Annotated in this window: 14 protein-coding genes and 1 riboswitch; of the genes, 10 read left to right on the forward strand and 4 right to left on the reverse strand. The window is 60.7% G+C overall.

The window, feature by feature from the left end; translation table 11 throughout:
* Positions 1-29: 29 nt before the first annotated feature.
* Positions 30-3,980 (reverse strand): cadherin-like domain-containing protein, encoded by a 3,951-nt coding sequence (locus ABD837_RS07350; RefSeq protein ID WP_345052279.1) that lies wholly within the window; start codon positions 3,978-3,980, stop codon positions 30-32.
* A gap of 678 nt (positions 3,981-4,658) precedes the next feature.
* Here ABD837_RS07350 and ABD837_RS07355 point away from each other — a divergent pair.
* The 5 genes from ABD837_RS07355 to ABD837_RS07375 all read left to right on the forward strand — a co-directional run bounded on the left by ABD837_RS07355 (position 4,659) and on the right by ABD837_RS07375 (position 8,332).
* Positions 4,659-5,339, forward strand: a complete 681-nt coding sequence (locus ABD837_RS07355) for a hypothetical protein (protein ID WP_345052281.1) — start codon at positions 4,659-4,661, stop codon at positions 5,337-5,339.
* 91 nt (positions 5,340-5,430) lie between these two features.
* A complete protein-coding gene (locus ABD837_RS07360; protein WP_345052283.1) occupies positions 5,431-6,678 on the forward strand; it encodes an AAA family ATPase in 1,248 nt (415 codons plus the stop codon).
* On the forward strand, positions 6,675-7,232 hold the full coding sequence (locus ABD837_RS07365) for a hypothetical protein (protein ID WP_345052285.1): 558 nt from the start codon (positions 6,675-6,677) through the stop codon (positions 7,230-7,232). The genes ABD837_RS07360 and ABD837_RS07365 overlap by 4 nt, the downstream gene beginning before the upstream one ends.
* 269 nt (positions 7,233-7,501) lie before the next feature.
* Positions 7,502-7,648, forward strand: coding sequence for a hypothetical protein (locus ABD837_RS07370; RefSeq protein WP_345052288.1), 147 nt, complete (start codon positions 7,502-7,504; stop codon positions 7,646-7,648).
* A gap of 48 nt (positions 7,649-7,696) precedes the next feature.
* Positions 7,697-8,332, forward strand: coding sequence for a transposase (locus ABD837_RS07375; RefSeq protein WP_345052290.1), 636 nt, complete (start codon positions 7,697-7,699; stop codon positions 8,330-8,332).
* Between the two features lie 67 nt (positions 8,333-8,399).
* Here the strand turns inward: ABD837_RS07375 and dxs are convergent, their stop codons facing one another.
* Positions 8,400-10,346: a 1-deoxy-D-xylulose-5-phosphate synthase gene (gene dxs / locus ABD837_RS07380; RefSeq protein WP_345052293.1), complete on the reverse strand. Its 1,947-nt coding sequence runs from the start codon at positions 10,344-10,346 to the stop codon at positions 8,400-8,402.
* 322 nt (positions 10,347-10,668) lie between these two features.
* Here dxs and ABD837_RS07385 point away from each other — a divergent pair, with 322 nt between their 5' ends.
* Both ABD837_RS07385 and ABD837_RS07390 read left to right on the forward strand, forming a co-directional pair.
* Positions 10,669-13,605 (forward strand): TonB-dependent receptor domain-containing protein, encoded by a 2,937-nt coding sequence (locus tag ABD837_RS07385; RefSeq protein WP_345052295.1) that lies wholly within the window; start codon positions 10,669-10,671, stop codon positions 13,603-13,605.
* A 142-nt stretch (positions 13,606-13,747) separates the two neighbouring features.
* Complete coding sequence (locus tag ABD837_RS07390) at positions 13,748-14,848, forward strand: lysylphosphatidylglycerol synthase transmembrane domain-containing protein (protein WP_345052298.1); 1,101 nt, start codon at positions 13,748-13,750, stop codon at positions 14,846-14,848.
* On the opposite strand, the gene ABD837_RS07395 is transcribed toward ABD837_RS07390, so the two are convergent.
* Positions 14,838-17,408: an erythromycin esterase family protein gene (locus ABD837_RS07395; protein ID WP_345052301.1), complete on the reverse strand. Its 2,571-nt coding sequence runs from the start codon at positions 17,406-17,408 to the stop codon at positions 14,838-14,840. The genes ABD837_RS07390 and ABD837_RS07395 overlap by 11 nt on opposite strands.
* A gap of 160 nt (positions 17,409-17,568) precedes the next feature.
* Positions 17,569-17,988 carry a hypothetical protein gene (locus ABD837_RS07400; RefSeq protein ID WP_345052304.1) on the reverse strand — a complete coding sequence of 140 codons (420 nt, stop codon included), beginning with the start codon at positions 17,986-17,988 and terminating at the stop codon, positions 17,569-17,571.
* Positions 17,989-18,177: 189 nt separating this feature from the next.
* Here ABD837_RS07400 and ABD837_RS07405 point away from each other — a divergent pair, with 189 nt between their 5' ends.
* The 3 genes from ABD837_RS07405 to ABD837_RS07415 all read left to right on the forward strand — a co-directional run bounded on the left by ABD837_RS07405 (position 18,178) and on the right by ABD837_RS07415 (position 21,441).
* A complete protein-coding gene (locus ABD837_RS07405) occupies positions 18,178-18,456 on the forward strand; it encodes a LysM peptidoglycan-binding domain-containing protein (protein ID WP_345052306.1) in 279 nt (92 codons plus the stop codon).
* A gap of 321 nt (positions 18,457-18,777) precedes the next feature.
* Positions 18,778-18,893: riboswitch (SAM riboswitch) on the forward strand.
* A gap of 366 nt (positions 18,894-19,259) precedes the next feature.
* The gene (locus tag ABD837_RS07410; protein ID WP_345052307.1) at positions 19,260-19,925 is read left to right on the forward strand and encodes a peroxiredoxin-like family protein; all 666 of its coding nucleotides are present in this window, start codon (positions 19,260-19,262) and stop codon (positions 19,923-19,925) included.
* 136 nt (positions 19,926-20,061) lie between these two features.
* Positions 20,062-21,441, forward strand: coding sequence for an O-acetylhomoserine aminocarboxypropyltransferase/cysteine synthase family protein (locus ABD837_RS07415; RefSeq protein ID WP_345052309.1), 1,380 nt, complete (start codon positions 20,062-20,064; stop codon positions 21,439-21,441).
* The last annotated feature ends 110 nt before the right edge of the window (positions 21,442-21,551 follow it).

The raw sequence follows: 21,551 nt of genomic DNA on the forward strand, positions 1-21,551 counted from the left end.
GGGCTTTTGATTTGACGGAGCCTTGGGGCCTATTCTTTCAACAGGCGCTTGATGAAGTGTTGTCCATTGGCGCCTTGCACCTGCACCAGGTAGATGCCGTTGGCCAGCGCATGGGTATCAAGCTCGCCAATGCTGCCGCCTTCGCCCGTAGTCCGCAGCACCTCACGGCCCACGTTGTCGAGCACCCGCACCTGGTAGGTGTCGATGGGCAACCGGCTTAGGTCGAGGTGGGTGGTGGTGGCGGTGGGGTTCGGAAACAGCGCGATGCCGGGGGCCACGGCCTGGCCGAAGCGCACGGCGCGCACGGGCGAGAAGCTGGCTGTTCCATCGCGGTCGACCTGATGGAGCCGGTAGTACAGCGTGCCGGTGGCGGTGGTGCCGATGCCGGCATCGGTGTAGCCGTAGGTCGTAGTCGCGGTGCTGTTGCCCTGGGCGGTCACCCGGGTCAGGCTGGCGAAGCTGAGGCCGTCGGCGCTGCGCTGCACCTCAAAGTACGCGCTGTTGACCTCGCTGGCCGTATTCCAGCTCAGCTGGGCATCTACAGCGCGCACCGCTTTGGCCGTGAAGCCGACTAGTTCCACGGGCAGGGGGCGGTCAATCGGCATGGAGTAGGTGGCCGTGTTGTTGCTGCCCGCCCCACTTTCGTCGGTGGCCGTGTAGGTGAACGCACCCGTGCCCGTATACCCGGCCACGGGGTCGAAGAACAGTTGGTTGGCCCTGCGCTTCGGAATGACCTGCCCCGGAATAACAGGGTCGTTTATCAAATAGAGTACCCCGGCTGTAGACGACGGCAGCGTCTGGATGGTAAACGAATCCAAGGGCGGGCCCGCTGTGACGGTGGCGCTTAGGGGCGGAATATTGGTGACCGACCTATTATTCCGCATGACCGGGGTGGTGACATTGTTAGCCACCAGGCCCTTGGCGCAAGTCCCGATGTACAGGTCATCGAGGCCAAAGTCGTTGCCGCCATAGGCCTTGTTCACGTCGCGAATTTCGAACACAGCGGTGGTGTTGCTGCCCGAAAACCACAGGTCCGAAATCCGCACGTAGTTGGTGGTGCCGTCGAGGGTCGTGACCGTCGAAGTGGACTTGCCGTTGATAACAAAGCCGAGCTGAGCGGGGCTGCCGGGGTTGATGCTGTTGGCGTAGGCCGAGAAGCTGTAGTAGGTGTTGGCGCGCACGGTAATGATTTGCTGATACACCACCGACAGGTTCTGCGAGCCGTTGACCATCATGAAATCATCGCCCCTGCCGTGGCGCCCCGTGCCCGCAAAGCGGGGATGGAGGTCGGCGGCGTCGGGGCCCACCGAATACAACGCCTCTGGTATCAGCTCGCTGGTGCTGTTGGGGTCATCGGCTACGTACCCGTAGCTCGACGTGAAACCCCGGTTGCCGTTGGTGAAGCTGGGGTTGGCCAACAGGTTGGTGCCCGTGCCGATGGTGCACACTAAGCCGGCGTCGTACACATTCAGGTGCACGGTCGAAACATTTGAGCAGGGAGGCGTGGTGCCAGGTACGCACACCTTATAGGTGAAACTGTCGGGCCCCAGGTAGCCGCTGGCCGGCGTGTAGCTGTAGCTGCCGTTGGCATTGAAGGTGATGGTGCCATGCGCGGGGCGGGTAACCAGCGTCGCATCGAAAGCGGAATTGGCCAGGTTGGCGGGGTTGGCGTCGTTGAGGATGATGTTGCCCGACTTGGTGGCGTTGCCGGGTACCTCGTTGCTGTCGTCGTTGGTAACGAAGAAGTTGCCCGGCGTCACGTTCACGGCCAGCGTAAACCGGTCGGCCGCCGCGTTGGCCCCCTGGCTCGTGCTCGTGCCAGCCGTGCTCACCAACGACTTCGGGCCCTGCGCCGTGGGCACGATAAAGCTGAACGTGTAGGTGTTGGTGGTGGCACTGTTCACTACGGGCACCGTGCCAAAGTCAATGGTCTGGGTGCCGGCATCATACGAAGCCGAGGCGGGCAGCGCCGCTTGCTGGGCAGCCGTCATGCTGGCGCCGGTGGGCAGGCGCACGGTTTGCGTGAGCAGCGTGGCGGCCTGCGGGCCGTTGTTGGTGAAGGTGGCCGTGAACGTGCCCGACGACAGGCCCGCGCCGAGCGTGGTCGGGCCACTCAGGGCCGTGGTCACGTCGGCGACCGCGCCCACCACCGGAATGGTGTACGTGGCGGGCTGGTTCGACGCAATGCCCGCGTTGTTCACTGCGTAAAACAGGAAAGTGGCGTTGCCGGAATAGGCCGGGGCCGGGTCGAAGTTGAGCGTGGCGGCTTCGGCTGCCGTCAGCGTCTGGTTGGCGAGTACGGGGTTGGGGCCGACGTACAGAATGCCGCTGGCGACTGCGGGCAGGCTGCTCACGAGGTAGCCCGTCACCGCGCCGCCCGCGTTGGAGTCGGTGCCGGCCAGCGAGGCAATGGCCGTCGGGCCATTGGTATTTGGCATGGCGGGCGCGTTGCTCACGGCCGTGGCCACGGGTGGCAGGGCACTGGGCCCGGCACACAGCGCAGCGTTGGGCACAATGCGGCGGCTGATGCCCGCCCCGGCTGTGCTGCTATACTCCAGCGTGAGGACGTTGCCCAGGGCCTGCTCGCCGAAATATACCAGCAGGTTGTGCAAGCCAGCCGACAGGGTTGCCGTTGCCTGCACCGTGTTGGGACCGTGCAAGCCGCCATTGTTGATGGTGGCATTGGCAATGGTTGGAGCGAAGGCGGCACCATCGAGCCACAGGTAGGAGGCATCGTCAGAAGTCAGGTAGAAGGTGTAGGCCCCGGCCGTGGGGATGTACACACTGCCGCGGTGCCGGGTCGAAAACTGGTCGGGGTCGGTGGCGGTGGCCCCGGCGGTAGCAGGCGGAATAATCGAGCCCCAGCCGGTGGCGGCCGTGGTGGTGCTGCTGGTAAAGTTCAGCTGCGGGTCGATGCGCGTCAGCCCCGACGTGGTATTGCCGAAAAAGGCCAAGTTGTCGTTGAAATAGCCGGGGTAGTAGTTTGCCGCCAAACCGCTCATCGACGGCCCGCCGCCGTAGGCCGGGCCGCAGCCCGCCGGGGCCGCCGGGGCCACCAGCGGAATGGTATAGGTAGCCGTATTGTCGCTGAAATCACCGTTGCTGTCGGTGGCCGTGTAGGTAAACGTCGTGTTTTGGGTGGTGCTGCCCGCCGGCGAGTAGTAGAGCTGGCTGCCCTGGGCCGCGGTCAGCACCTGGCCGGCGGCCAGCGCGGGCCCCGTGCTGCCAATGCGCAGCACGCCCACCGCTGGCACCGTCACGAGCGTGAACAAGTCGACCGTGGCCCCGTTCGGCCCGGTAATGGTGGCACTGAGCGGGCTGATAGCCGTGGCGTTGATGGTGGCCGACGTGCTGATGCTCGCCGTCGTCACGGGGTTCACCGCGAGCTTTTTGTTGGCCATCGGGGCGGTCAGCGACAGGTCATCAAGGCCGAAATCGTTGCCGTTGCCATCCAGGTTCAGGTCGCGCAGGCGCAGCACGAGCCGCGTGCCGGCCCCGGGGTTCACGGTCAAGGTGTTCAGCTGCCAGTTGCCGCCGTCGTTGGGGTTGCTGAACGCCGAACCCACGTCTACGCCATTGGCCGACACCTGCAGGCGGGCCTTACTGGTTGGGTAGGTGTTGAGCAGCCAGAACGAAAACTGATAGGGCTTATTGGCGGTCAGGCCGGTCACCGTTTGCTCCCATACCACGAGGGGCGTGGTGGCCGCGTTCACTATCAGGTACTGCCCGGTGCCGGTGGTGTGGTCGCCGTAGCTGGCCAGAAAGTTGGCGTTGTAGGCCCGGTTGTCGGAGCCGATGGTGTACGAGCCCGCGCCGGGGTCGGTACCGGGCGGCGTCACGAATAGATAGGTGGAAATAAAGCCCGTGTTGCCCGCGCTGAAACCGGGGTTTGTAAGCAGATTTTGGGCAGTAGCCGCGTTCCCCAGGAACAGGGTCAGCAGCAACAGGACATAAAGAGGCCTGGATATTCGTGTTTGCATAAAGTTTGGAAATGAGGGAAAAGAAAGCGTTAGCCAAGGCATCGAAAATCGTTGTGCCTTGAATTGAGCCCGTCATCAACAGCCCTCATGCAGCGCTGTTAGTTAAACTGATAATAGGCTTAAAGCAAGCAAAGTTAGAACATTAGCTTCAAACCTGGTGCTATAACAATAATTAATAGTTCATTATTCGTCCAGCCGCCTGCCTGGGTAGGGTCCCGCACCGGCGCCTTACCCTCGGCAACAACGCCGAGGCCGCTCTGCCGCCGTTGCAGTAGCAGCTGCTCGCCTGCGTTACCAACGGCCCCGGTTCTCCCCGCAACTGGGGCCGTTTGGTGGAGTAGCGCGAACTTTTAGTTCGCGTCCCCGCACGATATGGGACTGCTTCACCGGCGCGAGGCCGCGAACTAAAAGTTCGCGCTACACTTCGCAAACCTGTTTTGCGCGCCCAAAACGGCCTTGCGCAGCTTCGCAAAGCCCTGCCGGGTGTTCAGAATGCCTGGCGAAGCTTCGCAAGCCGGTTTTGCTCGCACCGGACACCGTTGCGAAGCTGCGCAAACCTCTTTTGACGGCACAAAAGTCATTTGCGAAGTACTGCGGACCCGCCGGGGGCGTTGGGTTGGAACTACGCGCCGGTTCAGTACTTTAGCCACTCATCAATTCCCATTCTCCAACCACATAATGGAACCCACTATCCAACCCAACCCCCGCAAAACCGCCCTGCTGGCTACCAACGACCAGCAGTTGGCCGCCCAGGCCACGGCCGCCGCTCAGTACTGGCCCGGCCAGGCCTGGCTCACGCTGCGCTACACCACCGCCGCCAAGTTTACCCGGCTGGCCGCCGACTACGCGGCCGCCGTGGACTCGCGGCAGCAGGCCGGCTCGGCCCGCCCCGTAGCCGCCGACGAGCTGCTCGACCTCGATGCCCAAATCGAAGCCAACCTCTACCGCGTGAAGGCCCGCCTCGTGGACAAGTACGACAAGAAAAAGGCCCTTGCCTACTACCCCACGCTGGGCATCGTGAAAAACGGGGCCGCCTACATCATCGACCGCGACCGCACCCGCCGGGCGGCGGCCCTCACCACCCTGGTGGCCGGCCTGGCCACCGAAAAAATCGGCGACGGCGACCACGGCACCGCCTTCTGGCAGCCCATCGCCACCCGCTACAACGAGCTAAAGGGCCTCCTCACCGACACCAACGGCGACATTTCGAAAGCCGTGGCCACCAAGGATATCCTGCGCGCCCAAATCGAGCAAACCCTCTACTCCCTGGCCAAAGTCCTCGACGCCAACTACCCCGACCCCGCCGAATACAAGGCCGAGCTGCGCGCCGCCGGCTTCCAGCGCGAGCAGTACCGCTAAGCCCGTTGCAGTAGCATTGCCCACGCGGCGGTTCCCGGCAACGGGGGCCGCCGCGTGTTACTTTTGGCCCCGTCCCTTTGTTGAGCATCCCATGAACGAGCAGCTAGTTGTCAAGAATTTCGGCCCGATAAAAGACGCCACCGTGGACTTTAAGCGCGTGACGGTTTTCATCGGCCCCACGGGTGGCGGCAAGAGCACGCTGGCGAAGCTGGCGGCGGTGTTCAAAGAGGATTCCTACAATTTCTACGTTAACCCCGAACATCATACTGATGCAGAAGGTCAAAAGCACAAGTTGTTTTCCGACTTTTCACTGACAAATTTTATTCATTCTTCGTCTGAAGCAACATTCGCAAAGGAAGAGTCAATCAGAGGTATTGACTTTATCAAAGGGTTTGTTGTAGGGGCACATAGTTTTTCTCAGCATAAGACCAATGGTGAACTACTTGCAGAAGCTGTTCGCGATATGACTGAGGCCAAAAGCAACCTAGATGAATTCTCAAAATCAGAAAAACAGTCTGATGCTGATTCTTTTAAGAATCAAATCGATAAACTAATCAATGATGCAAAAATCAAGATTGGTGTTATATCTCGCATGACCAAGCAAGGACTCTACGATGTACGTCCCCAATTCTTTCCTGCCAATCGAGTTTTACTGCCAACTGTAGAATATTCATGGGCTGGTTTTTTGCGGGATGATATTGGCCTGCCGAAGGACATATTAAGATTCGCGAATAATTTCTCGCTTTCTCGCAAAGAAGTCCCCGAGCTAGACATTCCTTTTCTCAATGTTAAATATCTCCACCGCAACGGCCAAGACTTCATTAAAGTCCCCGGCTTAGAAACCCTGTTTCGCCTCTTTGAAACCGCCAGCGGCATCCAATCTGTCACGCCGCTGCTGGTGCTGCTGGAGCATCTGAGCCGCAACACCGAACAGGCGCAGAGCTTCATCATCGAAGAGCCGGAGCTGAACCTGTACCCCACGGCCCAGCAAGGGCTACTCAACTGGCTGGTGGAGAAGTGCACGAAGGGCGAAAACGACCTGACGATTACCACGCACAGCCCCTACATTCTGTCGCACCTCAACTTGCTGCTCTACGCTTTCCAGGTGGCCGAGCAACATCCTGACCGCCGGGAAGAAGTAGCGGCCATCGTGCCCGAGGCCAGTTGGATTAATCCCAAGGAATTTGCCTGCTACCAGGTGGAAAATGGGGGCGTGCAGTCGTTGGTGAACGACGAGCTGGGGATGATTGACAATAATGAGCTGGATGCTCTGTCCGGTGATGCCGCCGATGCTTTCGACAACCTCATTCGCCTGTCGAAAGGCATTGCTGTAAAATGATTGTTCGCCTCACGGCACTTATCGCCCCGAAGTGCCTCAGTAGCCACCCTGACCCTGAATTCTACCTCTACGACCCGCCACTGGCGGAGCGCGAAGAGGGCGCTACGGACCCCATCAAGCGCCAGCCAACTGCCAGGCGCGAAGGCGGGGTGCAGGTCAACGATTTCACGGTTAAGAATACGACCAATAGCCCGGTCCACCTGGTTACGATTGACTGCTGCCTCTACCACTCCGGCGATGGTACCCGCTGCGATTGTGCATTGGCCCACGAGCAGCAAATCCGGTTCGTAGAGTTCTCGCACGGCGTTTTCAGACGCCGAACCGCCCGAGTCGAAAAGTGCATTCCACAACTGGCCGCGACCATTAACGACTTCTACGACCTAGGGGTAATTCCACCGGGTAGCGTTGTACAAGCCATTATCTGCGTTGGTTTCACCGAGGACTTTCCGCCCCGCACCGCCACAACCGATGCACGAAGTGCACAACTCAACTTATTGGTGAAGGCCCCCATTGCCGTGGAATTGCGCGTGAGCGACGAAACCACTTTTGCCTAAAACAATGAAGCTGTTTAGAAAGTCGGCAAGAGTGAACAGAAACGCAAAAGACTCCCACAATACAGGCGAAATTTGGGGTGTGACCCCAGACTAAACGCATTTGAATAAGCTCGACTATTCAGAGGGGCTGCGCGGGCACATTTGCTGAATTTGATTGCCGCGACTGCGGAGTTCATAAAAGCAAAAAGTGCCTTGAAATCGCTTTCAAACTGTCGAGCTTATTCAAATGCGTTTAGTCTGGGTGTGCCCCACCTCGTTTCACTTGCTTCATGGAAGTCCTGCCCAAAGATATTATCCGTACCTGGATTTTGCCCCACCTGACCCAGCCCCAGGGCGGACGCCCCAGCCGGGTGGAACCCGTCGAGTTGCTCGAAGCCCTGCTGTACAAGCTCAAAACCGGCTGCCAATGGCGCTAGCTGCCCGTTAAACAGTTCTTTACCGGTGCCGTCCTGACCTGGCAGGGCGTGTACGCCCGGTTCAACAAGTGGCGCAAAGACGGCTCGTGGCAAAAGGCGTGGCTCAACGTCTTACGCCTGAACAAGCACTGGCTCGATTGTTCCAGCGTTCAACTCGACGGCAGCCACACGCTCGCCAAAAACGGCGGGGCTGCTGTGGGCTACCAAGGGCGCAAAAAGGCCCGCACCACCACGGCCCTGTTTCTGACCGACAACCAGGGCCAGCCCCTGGCCTGCGCGACCCCACAGGCGGGCAACCACCACGACAGCTTCCGGCTGGCCGCCTTGTTTGAGGAGTTGTGCATCCTGCTCGAAGCGGCCGGCATTGCCGTGGACGGACTGTTTTTAAATGCCGATAGCGCCTTTGATACCAACGAGTTACGCCAGGCATGTGCCACGCGCGGCATCGAAGCCAACATTGCCCGCAACCGCCGCGCCACCGATTGGCAGACCGACAACGACACGTTTTTTGACCCCGAACTTTACCGCCGACGCGCCGTGGTCGAACACGCCAACGCCTGGCTCGACAGCTTCAAAACCCTGCTCGTGCGCTATGAAACCAGCATCGGCAACTGGCTGGCCTTCCATTGGCTGGCCTTTATCGTCCTCTTTTTGCGGAAAATCAACGCCAAACCGACTTTCTAAACAGCTTCAATAAGAAGCCCCCGCAGCAACCGCTACGAGGGCTTCTTATTATCTCAAAACGCAGAATCTACCGCAGCACGGTAGCCCGCGTACCGGCCGCCACTTTAGTGCCCAACTCGCGCACGGCCTGGGCAATGCCCGCCGCATCAAAGCCGCACTCTTTGTAGAGCTCGTCCTGGGTGCCGTGCTCCACCACGCGGTCGGGGATGCCGAGGCGAACGACGGGCAGGTGGAAGCCGTGGTCGGTGAGGAATTCGAGCACGGCCGAGCCGAAGCCGCCGGGCAGGCAGCCGTCCTCTACCGTCACGATGGCGCGGTAGCGGCGGGCTACGTCGCGCAGCATCTCCTCGTCCAAGGGCTTGCAGAAGCGCATGTCGTAGTGGCCCGTATTGAGGCCCTCGGCAGCCAGGGTTGCGGTGGCTTTCACGGCGTAGTTGCCGATGTGGCCGATGCTGAGGATGGCCACGCCGCCCTCTTCGCCTTCGCGCACCACGCGGCCCGTGCCGATGGCTACGCGCTGCAGGGGCGTGCGCCACTGCGGCATCACGCCCTCGCCGCGCGGGTAGCGGATGCTGAACGGGCCGGCGTTTTCGGGCAGCTGGGCGGTGTACATCAGGTTGCGCAGCTCCTGCTCGTTCATGGGGGCCGACACCACCATATTGGGGATGCAGCGCATATAGGCCAAGTCGTAGCAGCCGTGGTGGGTGGGGCCGTCGGCCCCCACAAAGCCGGCCCGGTCGAGGCAGAACACGACGTGCAGGTTTTGCAGGGCCACGTCGTGAATCACCTGGTCGTAGCCGCGCTGCATAAACGTGGAATACACGTTGCAAAACGGCACCAGCCCCTGCGTGGCCAGGCCGGCCGAGAACGTAACGGCGTGCTGCTCGGCAATGCCCACGTCGAAGGTGCGGGCGGGCAGGGCCGCCATCATGATGTTCAGCGACGAGCCCGAGGGCATGGCCGGCGTCACGCCCATAATTTTGTCGTTGGCCTGGGCTAGCTCCAGCAGCGTGTGGCCGAACACATCCTGGTATTTGGGCGGCTGTGGTTTATCGGGCGTTTTCTTCGAGATTTCGCCGGTGATTTTGTCGAACAGACCCGGGAAGTGCCACAGCGTTTGGTCCTTTTCGGCCAACGCGTAGCCCTTGCCCTTCACCGTGACGCAGTGCAGCAACTTGGGGCCAGGAATGGACTTGAGGTCGTTGAGGATGGTGACGAGGTGTTGCACGTCGTGTCCATCGACGGGGCCGAAATAGCGGAATTTCAGCGCCTCGAACAGGTTGCTCTGCTTGAGCAGGGTCGCCTTCATGGCGGCTTCTACTTTGCGGGCAATCTGCTGGGGGTTGGGGCCAAACTTGCTCAGCTTGCCCAGCACGTTCCACAACTCGTCGCGCACCTTGTTGTAGGTGCGGGAAGTAGTGATGTCGGTGAGGTATTCCTTGAGCGCGCCCACGTTGGGGTCGATGCTCATGCAGTTGTCGTTGAGGATAACCAGCAGGTTGGAGTTCACCACACCAGCCTGGTTGAGGGCCTCAAAGGCCATGCCGCCCGTCATGGCGCCGTCGCCGATTACGGCGATGTGCTGGCGGTCGAATTCGCCCTTGTAGTCCGACGCCACGGCCATGCCCAGCGCCGCTCCGATGCTGGTGCTGCTGTGACCCACGCCGAAAGCGTCGTATTCGCTTTCGCTGCGCTTCGGGAAGCCCGACATGCCTTTGTAGCGGCGGTTGTTCGGAAATTGCTCGCGGCGGCCGGTGAGAATTTTGTGACCGTACGCCTGGTGGCCCACATCCCAGATGAGCTGGTCGTGGGGCGTATTGAAGACGTAGTGCAGCGCCACGGTCAACTCAACCACTCCCAAGGAGGCCCCGAAATGGCCGCCGTAGATGCTGACGGAATCGATGATAAAGTCGCGTAGCTCAGTGCTGAGCTGGACTAACTGCTCGGGAGCGAGCTTTTTGAGGTCGTCGGGCGAGTCAATTGCCGCGAGCAGCGGGCCGGGTTCAACTATCATCAGGACAGGCGTGGTGGGATTGGTGACGGGGATGTAACCGCCTGACCCGCTAAAAGATTATTGGGCTGGCACAAAGGTACGACGCGGCGCGAAGAGCGGTTGTTGAGAGCGACATAATCGGGGGTTTGGTCGGGGTTCGGCCCACGATAATCTAGTTTTTGCCTGGCCCGGCAGCGGCTGCCTCAACCTTTGCGTATCGGCAAGCCAAATCGGCCAGTTGGCTGTTAGAATTTTAGTATAGAGATTTTTACACCTCGGAGGGAGGCCGGGTGCAACCTCCGGCACGATTTGCGGCACTTTGCCCGCTACGCATTGTCAGTATATGAAACACCTATTACCGGCCTCGGCCGTTTTGCTAACGGCCCTGCTGGGCACTGCAACTGCCGCTAACGCGCAACAAGGAACTCCGGCTGGCACGCGGCCCGCTCTCACCACTGCGCCGCGCGCCGCGGCTGGCCGCATCACCGGCACCGTAACGGATGCTGCTACCAACAAGCCCGTGTCGTACGCCTCGGTAGCCGTGCTCGATGCGGACAACAAGCCCGTGAACGGCGGCGTGGCTGGCGACGACGGCAAGTTTGTGCTGGCGGGCATTCCAGCTGGCACTTACACCGTGCAGGTAAGCTTCCTGGGCTACACCAACATCACCCGCACCGGCGTCGTCGTGACGGCCGGCGAGGCGACGGCGTTGGGCACCATTGGCATGGCGGCCTCGGCCCAGAAGCTGGGCGAAGTAGTGGTGACGGGCCAGAAGGCCATTATTGAGGAGCGGGTAGACCGCACGGTGTACAACGCCGAAAACGACCAGACCACCCGCGGTGGCGATGCCACCGACGTGCTCAAGCGCGTGCCCATGCTGAGCGTGGACCTCGACGGCAACGTGAGCCTGCGCGGCAGCTCCAGCATCAAGGTCCTTATCAACAACAAGCCCTCAACCATTGCGGCCAGCAGCGTGGCCGATGCTCTGAAGCAGATTCCGGCCGACCAGATTAAGACCGTGGAGGTCATCACCTCGCCTTCGGCCAAGTATGACGCCGAGGGGTCGGGCGGCATCATCAACATCATCACCAAAACCAATACCCTGCGCGGCGCCACGCTGGGCGTGAATATCAGCGCGGGCCTGCGCAGCAGCCAACTGGGCCTGCAAGGCAGCCTGCGCACCGGCAAAATGGGCTTTTCGCTCGGCGGCTTTGGCCGGGGCCAGTACAACACGCCGGGCGAGTTTTCCAACACACAGGTGACGCGCAGCCTGGGCACCGGCGCGGCCACCACTACGCTGCAAAGCGCCGACTCGCGCCAGCAGAATATTTTTGGACGCTATTCCCTGGGCTGGGACTACGATATCAACAAGTTTAATTCCCTGCAGGCTTCGGTGAGCTACGGCTCGCGCAACGGCAATAACTACCAGGACGGCCTGCGGCGCACCAGCTACGCGGGTGCTTCGGCCACGGGCACGCCCTACAGCACCGACCTGCGCGACACCTATTCCGAAGACCTGTCGGGCACGGTAGATGCCAGCCTGAACTATACGCACAGCTTCGAGAAGCCGCAGCACGAACTCAGCCTGCTGACGTTGTTCAGCCGTAACGACCGCACCAACAGCTTCACCAACACCATTTTCCAGTCGAGCGACCCCGGCACCCCGTCGCGCATCGTCAACGACAACCCCAGCTACAACGAGGAATACACCGTGCAGCTGGACTACCAGAACCCCCTCAGCAAAACCCAGATGCTGGAAATGGGCGCCAAGAACATTCTGCGCCTGGTAAATTCAGACTACGCCACCACCTCGTACGGCGCCAACGGCGAAGTACTGCCAAATGTGGGTCTGCTCTCGGCCAGCAACGTGTTTAACTACCGCCAAAATGTGACGGCCGGCTACGCGGCTTACACCCTGGCATTGCCCAAAGGCTTCACGCTGAAGCCCGGCCTGCGCTACGAGTACACCACCATCGACGCCAGCTTTGCAAAATCGGAAGCTCCAGACATCCCGAATTATGGCGTGCTCGTGCCCAGCGTGAACGTGTCGCGCAAGCTCTCGAACGGAAACCTGCTTAAGCTGGCCTACAACCGCCGCATTCAACGCCCCTCGCTGCAGTTCCTGAACCCCAATCTAAACGCCCAGAACCCCAAGAATACCAGCCAGGGGAATCCTGAATTGTCGCCGGAATATACCAACAACTATGAACTGGGTTACAACACGCTAGTGAAGCGCGTGAACCTGAGTCTTAGCACATTTATCCGCAACACGACGAACTCGATTGAGGCCCTGCGTACGGTAAGCGGCACCGATGCGGTAGCGACTAAATACGCCAACATTGGCCAGCAGAATGCCTACGGCGGCAGCATCAACGCCAACCTGAACGGCGCCAAGCTGAACCTGAACGCGGGTACCGACTTTTACTACGCCACGCTCACCAACAATGTGCCCGACCGCAATTTCAACGCCTCCAACCAAGGCTTCGTGTTCAGCGGCCGGCTCGGGGGCTCCTACAATTTTACGCCCGTATGGGGCGTGCAGGCCTTTGCCTTCTACCGGGGCCGCCAGGTGCAGCTGCAGGGCGACCAAAGCGCCTTCTACTTCTATACCTTGGGCATCAAACGCGACTTTGCTGAGAAGCGTGGCAGCCTGGGCTTCGGGTTCGATAACTTCTTTACGCCCAGCATCACCATCCGCAACAACGTGGTATCGCCGCTTATCGACCAGGCCAGCCGCAACGAACTGCACTCCCTGGGCGTGCGGGTCAGCTTCAGCTACCGCATTGGCAAGCTCACGGCGGGCCCCTCGCGCCGCGGCAAGAGCGTCAACAACGACGACCTGAAGAGCGAAGGCGAAGGCGGCGGTGGCGTCGATGCCGGCGGTGGCGGAGGAGGCGGCGGTGCCCCAGCGGGTGGCGGTGGCGGTCGCCCCGGCGGCCAGGGCGGCGCTCGCCCGGCCGGTGCAACCGGTGCCCCCACTGGCGCGCCCGCTGGCGCCCGCCCCGGCGGCTATCCCGGCCAGCAGCGCCCAGCGACGGCTACCGATAGCACCAGCGGCAAACCCGCCACCGACAGCACTGCGCGGCCCATGCCCGGCCAGCAGCGCCCCGGCGGCTACCCCGGCCTGCGCCCCGCCACGGCCCAACCCGCCGACACCATGCGCCGCCAGCCGGTAGCGCCGGTGCCCAGCCCTGTCAGCACGCCCATCAACGCGCCGTCGCCGGGTACGAGCACGCCCAACGGCACGGTGCCCGCCGGCAGCCCCGGCGGCCGGCCCTAGTCGGTTCGTTCGATAATTACACGTGGAAACGTCATGCTGCACCAGTTGCAGCATGACGTTTGCTTTTAGGGAGCGTAATAGATTTTTAATCAGCGCCGCGCCGGCGAAGCCCTACTTTTGCCCGGCCGCTTTATTTGCTTCGATGACCGATAAGCTCCGAACTACTTCCGCCGCTGACAGCCCCGACGACGACGCGCACTTTTTGCAGCGCCTGCAGCCTTCGCGGCTTATTCTGCCCATTGTGATTGGGCTGGGGGTAGTGGGGTTTATGTTCTGGCGCAGCTACAAGCCGGGCGATTTGGCCCCGCTGGCCCACGCCCGCTGGGAGTGGCTGCTCGTTACGCTGCTGGTGCTGCTGGCCCGCGATTTCGGCTACATCTACCGCATCCGGCACATTGCCGAGCGCGAGCTCAACTACCGGCAGAGCCTCGACGTGATTATGATTTGGGAGTTTGCCTCCTGTGTGCTGCCCTCGGCGGTAGGCGGCACGGCGGTGGCCTCGTTTATCCTGCACAAAGAAGGCATCACGCTGGGTAAATCGATGGCTTACGTGATGGTTACCGCCCTGATGGACAATGTATACTACGTGGTGATGGTGCCGCTGGTGGTGCTTATTGCCGGGGCCGGCCTCTACCCGCACGAAGCCTTGCAGGGCGGCTTCATTGCTACGTTGCGGGTGCTGTTCGTGGTCAGCTACATCGGAGTCACGGCTTATGCTGGCCTTATGCTATACGCCATTTTCATCAACCCGCGCTCGGTGCGACGGGTGCTGGTGCGCCTGTTCTCCATGCTGGTGCTGAAGCGCTGGCGGCGCAAAGCCTATCACCACGGGCAGGAAATGGCTTTAGCTTCGGCACAGCTGCGCGGCAACCCTGCTATTTACTGGTGGCGCGCGGCGGGCAGCACCTTCTTCGTCTGGACGGCCCGCTACATGGTTATCGGCTGCCTTATCGCCGCCTTTGTGCCGATGGACACCGACACCTTCCTGTTCATTTTCGCCCGCAACCTCACCTACAAAGTGCTGCTGCTGCTGGCCATCACGCCAGGCGGCGCGGGCATCGTGGAAGGCGCGTTTCCCACGTTCTTCGGCAAGTTCATCGGCACGGCCACGCTCACCAGCTTCATGGTGCTGCTGTACCGGGTGGTCACCTACTACCTCTATTTAGTGCTCGGCACCATTTTCCTGCCGCGCTGGGTAGCGCGGGTGTTCGCCAAGCGCCCAGATAAAGCGGCTACGGTTTAGGCTGCGTCGCGGCAGCTGTCGGGCGCTGGTAGGTTTGCCAGAATTCGGGGTGGAAGTCGGTGAATTGCAGCTGGTAGGTTTCCATGCCGTCCCAGCGTGAGTCCGCCTTCGGGTTAAGCGGCAGAAACGGCGTGCCGGCTGGCAGCAGCGTGAAATACTGCTCGCAGTTGCGCTGCCGATAGAATCGTTGCCCGGTTTTCAGCACCCGGCCCGCTTCGAGGCCCAAGCCCCGGCTGTGCCACGCGTAGTAGCGGCCGTTAGCAGCGCGCAGGTAGTCAACAGCATGCTCAGATTGTTCCTGGGCATAAAGGTTAGAATAGAGGCGGGCCGTTAACACCGGCTTGCCCACGTACTTGCGCGCCACGGCGTTCTGCAGCACGGTGTCACCCTGCCACTTCGCTTCGTAGTGCGTCACGGCGTAGTCGCGTTGCTGCACTTCAAACTGGCCCCGGTAGCCGGCCTGCAGGTAGGTACCGGTGGTGCGGTGGTTGGCCCGCTTGGCCACGAAGCCAATCTGGTACACCGTTTCCCCGTTCCGGGTCAGCACGCTGTCGAGGTGGAGCGTATACTTCTTCCAACGCCCCGATTTAAACAGCGGCGATGTGCGCACCGGGTCGGCGCCGGCAGTGTAGAAGCCCTGCCCGTACCCCAGCATAACAATCGTTTTCAGCCCCTTCGCCAGGGTCTTGACTTCGTGCTTTTCGCGAATTCGGTGCTGCTCCCGGTCCTCCATCATCAGAAAACCTGCGTGCAGGTTTTTCTGCCCGGCTGGCACCCGCACCTGGCTTACGTATTCGCCTTCGTAGCTCAGCGAGTCGAAATTGCTCATGCGGCGGTAGGTGTATACTTCGGACAGATAGTCGCCTTGGTCGTAATTCTTCGGCAGAGCCGCCAGCACCTTCTTCATAATCTTGCGCGGGTCGAGGCTTTCGCCGCGCACCTGCACGCCCTGTAACTCGTAGGCGGCCGGCGCCAGCCGTACCGTCAGCGGCGCGGTGGTGGCGGTTACCATGATGGCGGCGTAGCCCACGCTGCTCACCTGCAACGTGCTTCCCGTGGTGCGCAGCGCAAAGCGGCCCTGCCCGTCGGCTACCGTGCCCACGCCCTGGGCCGGCACGCTCACCGAAGCGTAGGGCACCGGCTGGCCGGTTTTGCGGTCGAGCACCACGCCGCGCACCGTGGCCGAGTTGGCCGCTGTGCCCGTTGCCAGGCGCACGGGCCGGCCGGCCGGATTCAGCCCGTCGGGAGTGGTGCGGGCCAGCACCGCGCTGTCGGCCGCCGGGGCGGTCGCTCCCGCAGTCAATACGGCCTTATGGGTCGGGTGCACGCTGCGCAAAAACAGAAAGCCGTCCACTGCCTCGCTCCACGGGCCACGCATGGCTGTGTAGTCAACGGCGTAAGTGGTCAGCAGGCGGCTGGGGGCATCGTGCTTCAGGCTGACAAAGGCGTATTCGGCGGGCTGAGCCATTAATTCTGCTTCGAGTGAGCCGGCAGCCGGCGTGGGTACCGGCTTGATTTCCCGGAACCACGGGCCGTAGCTGCCGCCGCCGCCCACTGTGCCCAGAATGTAGACCTGGTCGGGGCCGAGGCCGTCCTTCACGGCCCGGCCCATGGGGCGGTACGCCTGCATTTCAGCTGTGTCGAAGTGGTCGGTGCGGTTGGCCAGGTGCGGCAGGGCGGCCCAGCACACCACCTTTTCCTGCGGATGCTGTTTCACATACCACAGCAGGTTGTCGGCCATTTGGGCATCGCGCGGGTTGCTGTCGCTGGCCTTGAAGGTTTCGTTGGTCTTCAATTCCGGCTCGTGCTCGGCATAGTCGCGGGCCTGCGCCAGCAGGCTGCGCAGGTTCTGCTGCCAGAACGCGGCCTCAGTACGGCGCTGGGCATCGGAGCCGGTGGCGACTTTAGCCACGAGCTTATTCACTTTGGCCATTTCCTTCTCAAACTCGGCCAGCGTGGTAGTAGGCACGAAAGCAAAGCTCTGGCCCATAAAGCTGATGACTTGGTCGAGGTAATCGAAGTTGAGCAGGGCGGCGCTCTTGTCCGGGGCCAGGAATTCCTCCAGGTCGTCTACCATATCGCCGCTGTAGCCATCGGTCATCAGCTGCGGGTCGAAGCCGGCTACGCGCAGGCCGCCTTTGCCCACCAATGGCAGCAGAGCCTGAAACTCCTGCGTACTGGTCCAGATAGAAAATACGCTGTTGCCCAAGGCCTCCTGCGCCGGCCGGCCGGCCTCCAGCGCCTGCTGGGCCTTGTGCAGGTCGTAAAACCCGCTCTCAAATGCCACCGTGGTAAAGCCCATCTGCTCGCGCAAAAAGCGCAGGAGCCGGATTTTTGCTTCGAACACGTTGCCCTCGCCGTGGCTGGGCTCGCCCAGCATCACCACCCGCGCCGGGCCGATTTCGGCTTTCAAAAACTCCAAATCCCGAAAGTCATTGTCCGTGGGGTTGATGCTGCGCACCGCGTGGGTGGGCAGGGAAGTAGGGGCCTGAGCGCGGGCAAAAGGCACCGTAAGCAGCAGCGCCCCGGCCAGGGCACCTGCTTTAAAACTGGTAAACATCAATAGCAGAAAAAAGTGGAATGGCCACAATGGGCCACACGGAAGGAGGCCGCAAGTTACTGGCATTTCCACATTACAGCCAGCCATATCAAAATATACGACTACAAAAAAAGCCCCGAACCAACGCGGTTCGGGGCTTTTCAAAAGCAATTTGCGAAGCTTACTCAGCTTCCAACATCAGCGCGGCACCGTCGGCCGACTTCAGCGTGAGCTTGTCGTCGGTAAGGGTTTCCACCGCGAAGGTGTTGCTCGTGGTCGCACCGTCGGGCGTCATCGTGATGGTTTTGCCGGCCTGGTCGAACGTGTATTTGCCGTTCACGGCACCGGTGGCGCCGGTCATGTTGTAGGTGCCATTGGCGAAGATGCGCAGCTGCTCGTCTTCCTGGGCATTGGTCTGCTTCACTTTGTCGCCGGTGGCATCGGTTTGCTTGGAGGTTTTCCACACCTTGCTGTCGGTGCCGTACAGCATGTTCACACCTTCCACCTTGCCCTTGTCGTTGCTGCACGAAGCGGCAAATAGCGACACAAGTACGAGCAGGCTAGCAAAATAGCGGAACGAGAAAAGGGACTGGAGTTTCATGAGCACAACGGGTAATGGTGAAAGAATGAAAGTGGTAGCCTGCATAATGCGAAGCTCGTCGGCTTACGATATCAAACCAAAAGAGTTGGCAACGAAACCTCCGCCAAACCTGTGCGTATAGCAACCCGGCCGGCCCAACCGCGAGGTTTTCCGGTGAAATCAGTTGCATCATTTAACTTTGTAAATCCCATGGGACTCTTCGATTTCATCAGCGACAAAGGCGAGCAAAAACCCGTTGAGCCCGCTAAGCCCGCTGCTGGCGGCACCGATTTTTTCGGAAATGCAAAACCAGAAACTTCCGGCGACAGTTATACTGTTGTTAGTGGAGATTCTCTCTCAAAAATAGCCAAGCACCACTACGGCGACGCCGCCAAGTGGCATCAGATATACGAGGCCAACAAGGCCACCATCGGTACTAACCCCGACCTCATTGAAGTTGGTCAGGTGTTAACCCTACCTAGTCTCTAGGTACTTTTTTGCAGAAAAAAGGTGAGAAAAGCCACTCTGTTTCAGGGTGGCTTTTTTGCGTTTGGTGGGGCCGGTCTGAAGTTGTTGGAGCCAAAATCGCCTGTCATCCTGAGCTTGCGAAGGACCTTGTCACCGAAGAACGGTGTGTAGTAACTACACCACTGCGAGTGTGGTAAGGTTCCTCGCTTCACTCAGGATGACAGGCGATTTTAACCGGCGAAAAAAAATATTTTCGCTCTACCGCTTGCCCATCTCAAAAATTCTCCCGTACATTTGCCGATACCAAACAGGTACTCCCCGCTATCGGTGGGTAGTTTTCAAGTTTTATACAGAAGTGGCGAGAGACTAGGCTCCGTGACCCACTGGCAACCTTCGCAAAACGAAAGGTGCCAATTCCTACCCATTCACCGCTTCGGCCGTGCTGGGACAGATGATTCGAGTGCCATGGAAAATTCTTCGAATTCTGCTTTTCTCCTCCCGACTGCTCCGGCTGCCTTGTGCACCGTCGTGTCGGGTTTCTTCGTTTCGGCCGATGGCGGCCAAAATGTGGCATCGCGCCCCGCGCGAATGCGAATGTGCTGTTGTCGCCCGTGTTGTTGCTAGCCTGACTTCGGCTTAACAACCTCCTTTATCTTCTTCGTGGGAATGCCGTTGCCCCTGGGGCCCGTTGGGGCCACGCAGGTTCATCGAATGCGCTAAGCGCGGCTACAGTCCGGCTTATCCTGCGCCGCACTGTAGCCTTGACCGATACAGACGCCCGAAGAAGTTTCTCTCCCCCAACTAGATATTCTTCTCGACTTCGCATGTCCACGCTCACCGCCCCCGTATCCATTCAGCATGAACTGGCCGCAACGGCCCAACACCTGGCCAGCGTGCTGCCCGCTACGGCCAGCCAAACCATTGATGCCGGCATTGCGGCCGTGCACGCCGCCGGGCTGGCCCAGCACAGCCTGCGGGCCGGCCAAACGGCTCCCGATTTCACCCTGCCCGATGCCGTGGGCCAGCCGGTTTCGCTGGCCGAACTGCTGGCGAATGGCCCGGTGGTGCTGGTGTTTTACCGCGGCAACTGGTGCCCCTACTGTAACGTGCAGCTGCGGGCCTACAACCAGGCATTGGCCGATTTTAAAGCTTTCAACGCCACGCTGGTAGCCGTTTCGCCCCAGACGCCGGACCTGACCAGCCTCACGGCTGAGGAAAAAGAGCTTCGCTTCCCGGTGCTGAGCGACCTCGGCAATACCGTGGCCAAGCAGTATGGGTTGGCCTACCAGGTGGGCGATGCGGTGTACCACACCCTGCACGGCGTGGGCATCGACCTGGCCACGTTCAACGGCGACGACAGTGGCGAACTGCCACTCACGGGCACTTTCGTGATTGCCCGGGACAGCACCATTGCCTGGACCGCCACCGACGCCAACTTCAAGCAGCGCCCCGACCCGGCGGTGCTGCTCGAAGCCCTGGCCCAATTGTAATCTGGTTGTCAGTTGGTAGTTGTCAGTTGTCAGAAATGCTGGCAATGAATGGCAACTCACTGACAACTACCAACCAAAACCAGGAGCTAAAAACTAACAACTGACAACCAGTAACTAACAACTAAATTTCAACATCATGTCCGTTCAGCCCCAACACTTCGAAACCCTCCAACTCCACGCCGGCCAGCAGCCCGACCCCACCACCGGAGCCCGTGCCGTGCCGCTATTCCAGACTACCAGCTACGTGTTCAAGAGCGCTGAGCACGGCGCCAACCTGTTTGCCCTGAAGGAGTTTGGCAACATCTACACCCGCCTGATGAACCCCACCACCGACGTGTTCGAGCAGCGCGTGGCGGCCCTCGAAGGCGGCGTGGCGGCGTTGGCCACCGGCTCGGGCCAGGCGGCCCAGTTCCTGGCCCTGAACAACATTCTGCAGGCCGGCGACAACTTCGTGAGCACAGCCTACCTGTACGGTGGCACCTATAACCAGTTTAAGGTGGCCTTCAAGCGCCTGGGCATTGAGGCGCGCTTTGCGGATGGTGACAACCCGGCCTCGTTTGAGGAGCACATCGATGAGAAGACCAAGGCCATTTACCTCGAAACCATTGGCAACCCGAGCTTCAGCATTCCTGATTTTGAGGCCATCGCGGCCATTGCCAAAAAGCACGACCTGCCGCTGATTGTGGACAACACGTTTGGCGCGGGCGGCTACCTGTTTCGGCCCCTGGAGCACGGCGCCAACATTGTAGTGGAATCGGCTACAAAGTGGATTGGCGGCCACGGCACCAGCGTGGGCGGCGTGATTGTGGACGGCGGCACCTACGACTTCGGCAACGGCAAATTCCCGCAGTTCACCGAGCCGAGCGAGGGCTACCACGGCCTGATTTTCAACGACGTATTTGGCAAGGGCGGGCCGTTTGGCAACATTGCCTTCATCATCCGGGCACGGGTAGAAGGCCTGCGCGACTTTGGCCCGTCCATCAGCCCGTTCAACTCCTGGCAGCTGCTCATCGGCCTCGAAACCCTGAGCCTGCGCGTGGACCGCACCGTGGAAAACGCCCTGAAAGTAGCCAACTGGCTGGAGCAGCACCCGCAGGTGGAAAGCGTGAACTACCCCGGCCTGGCTAGCAGCCCCTACCACGCCATCGCCAGCAAGTACCTGAAGCGCGGCTACGGCGGCGTGCTCTCGTTCCGCATCAAAGGCACCAAGGAAAATGCCTCGCAGTTCATCGACAGCCTGAAGCTCATCAGCCACCTGGCCAATGTGGGCGATGCCAAAACGCTCATCATCCAGCCCTCGGCTACCACGCATCAGCAGCTGAGCGAAGAGGAGCAACTCGCTGCGGGCGTGACGCCGACTTCGCTGCGCTTGTCGGTGGGCATCGAGCACTTCGACGACATCAAGGCTGATTTGCAGGCGGCGTTCGACGCCATCGGCAACACCGCCAGCCAACCCACGGAGGGCGAAGAAGTCGGCGAGCCCGAACTCGAGCACGCTCAGCCACTGGAAGTGTAAAGTTTACCAGCTGTTAGTTGGTCGTTTTCAGATATTAGTCTCAGCGAACCAGTCGCTTCTGACAACTGACAACGAGCAACCGACAGCTACAAGCAGGGCCAGTGCGCCGG

This window comes from Hymenobacter glaciei, assembly GCF_039539585.1.
Lineage (GTDB): Bacteria > Bacteroidota > Bacteroidia > Cytophagales > Hymenobacteraceae > Hymenobacter > Hymenobacter glaciei.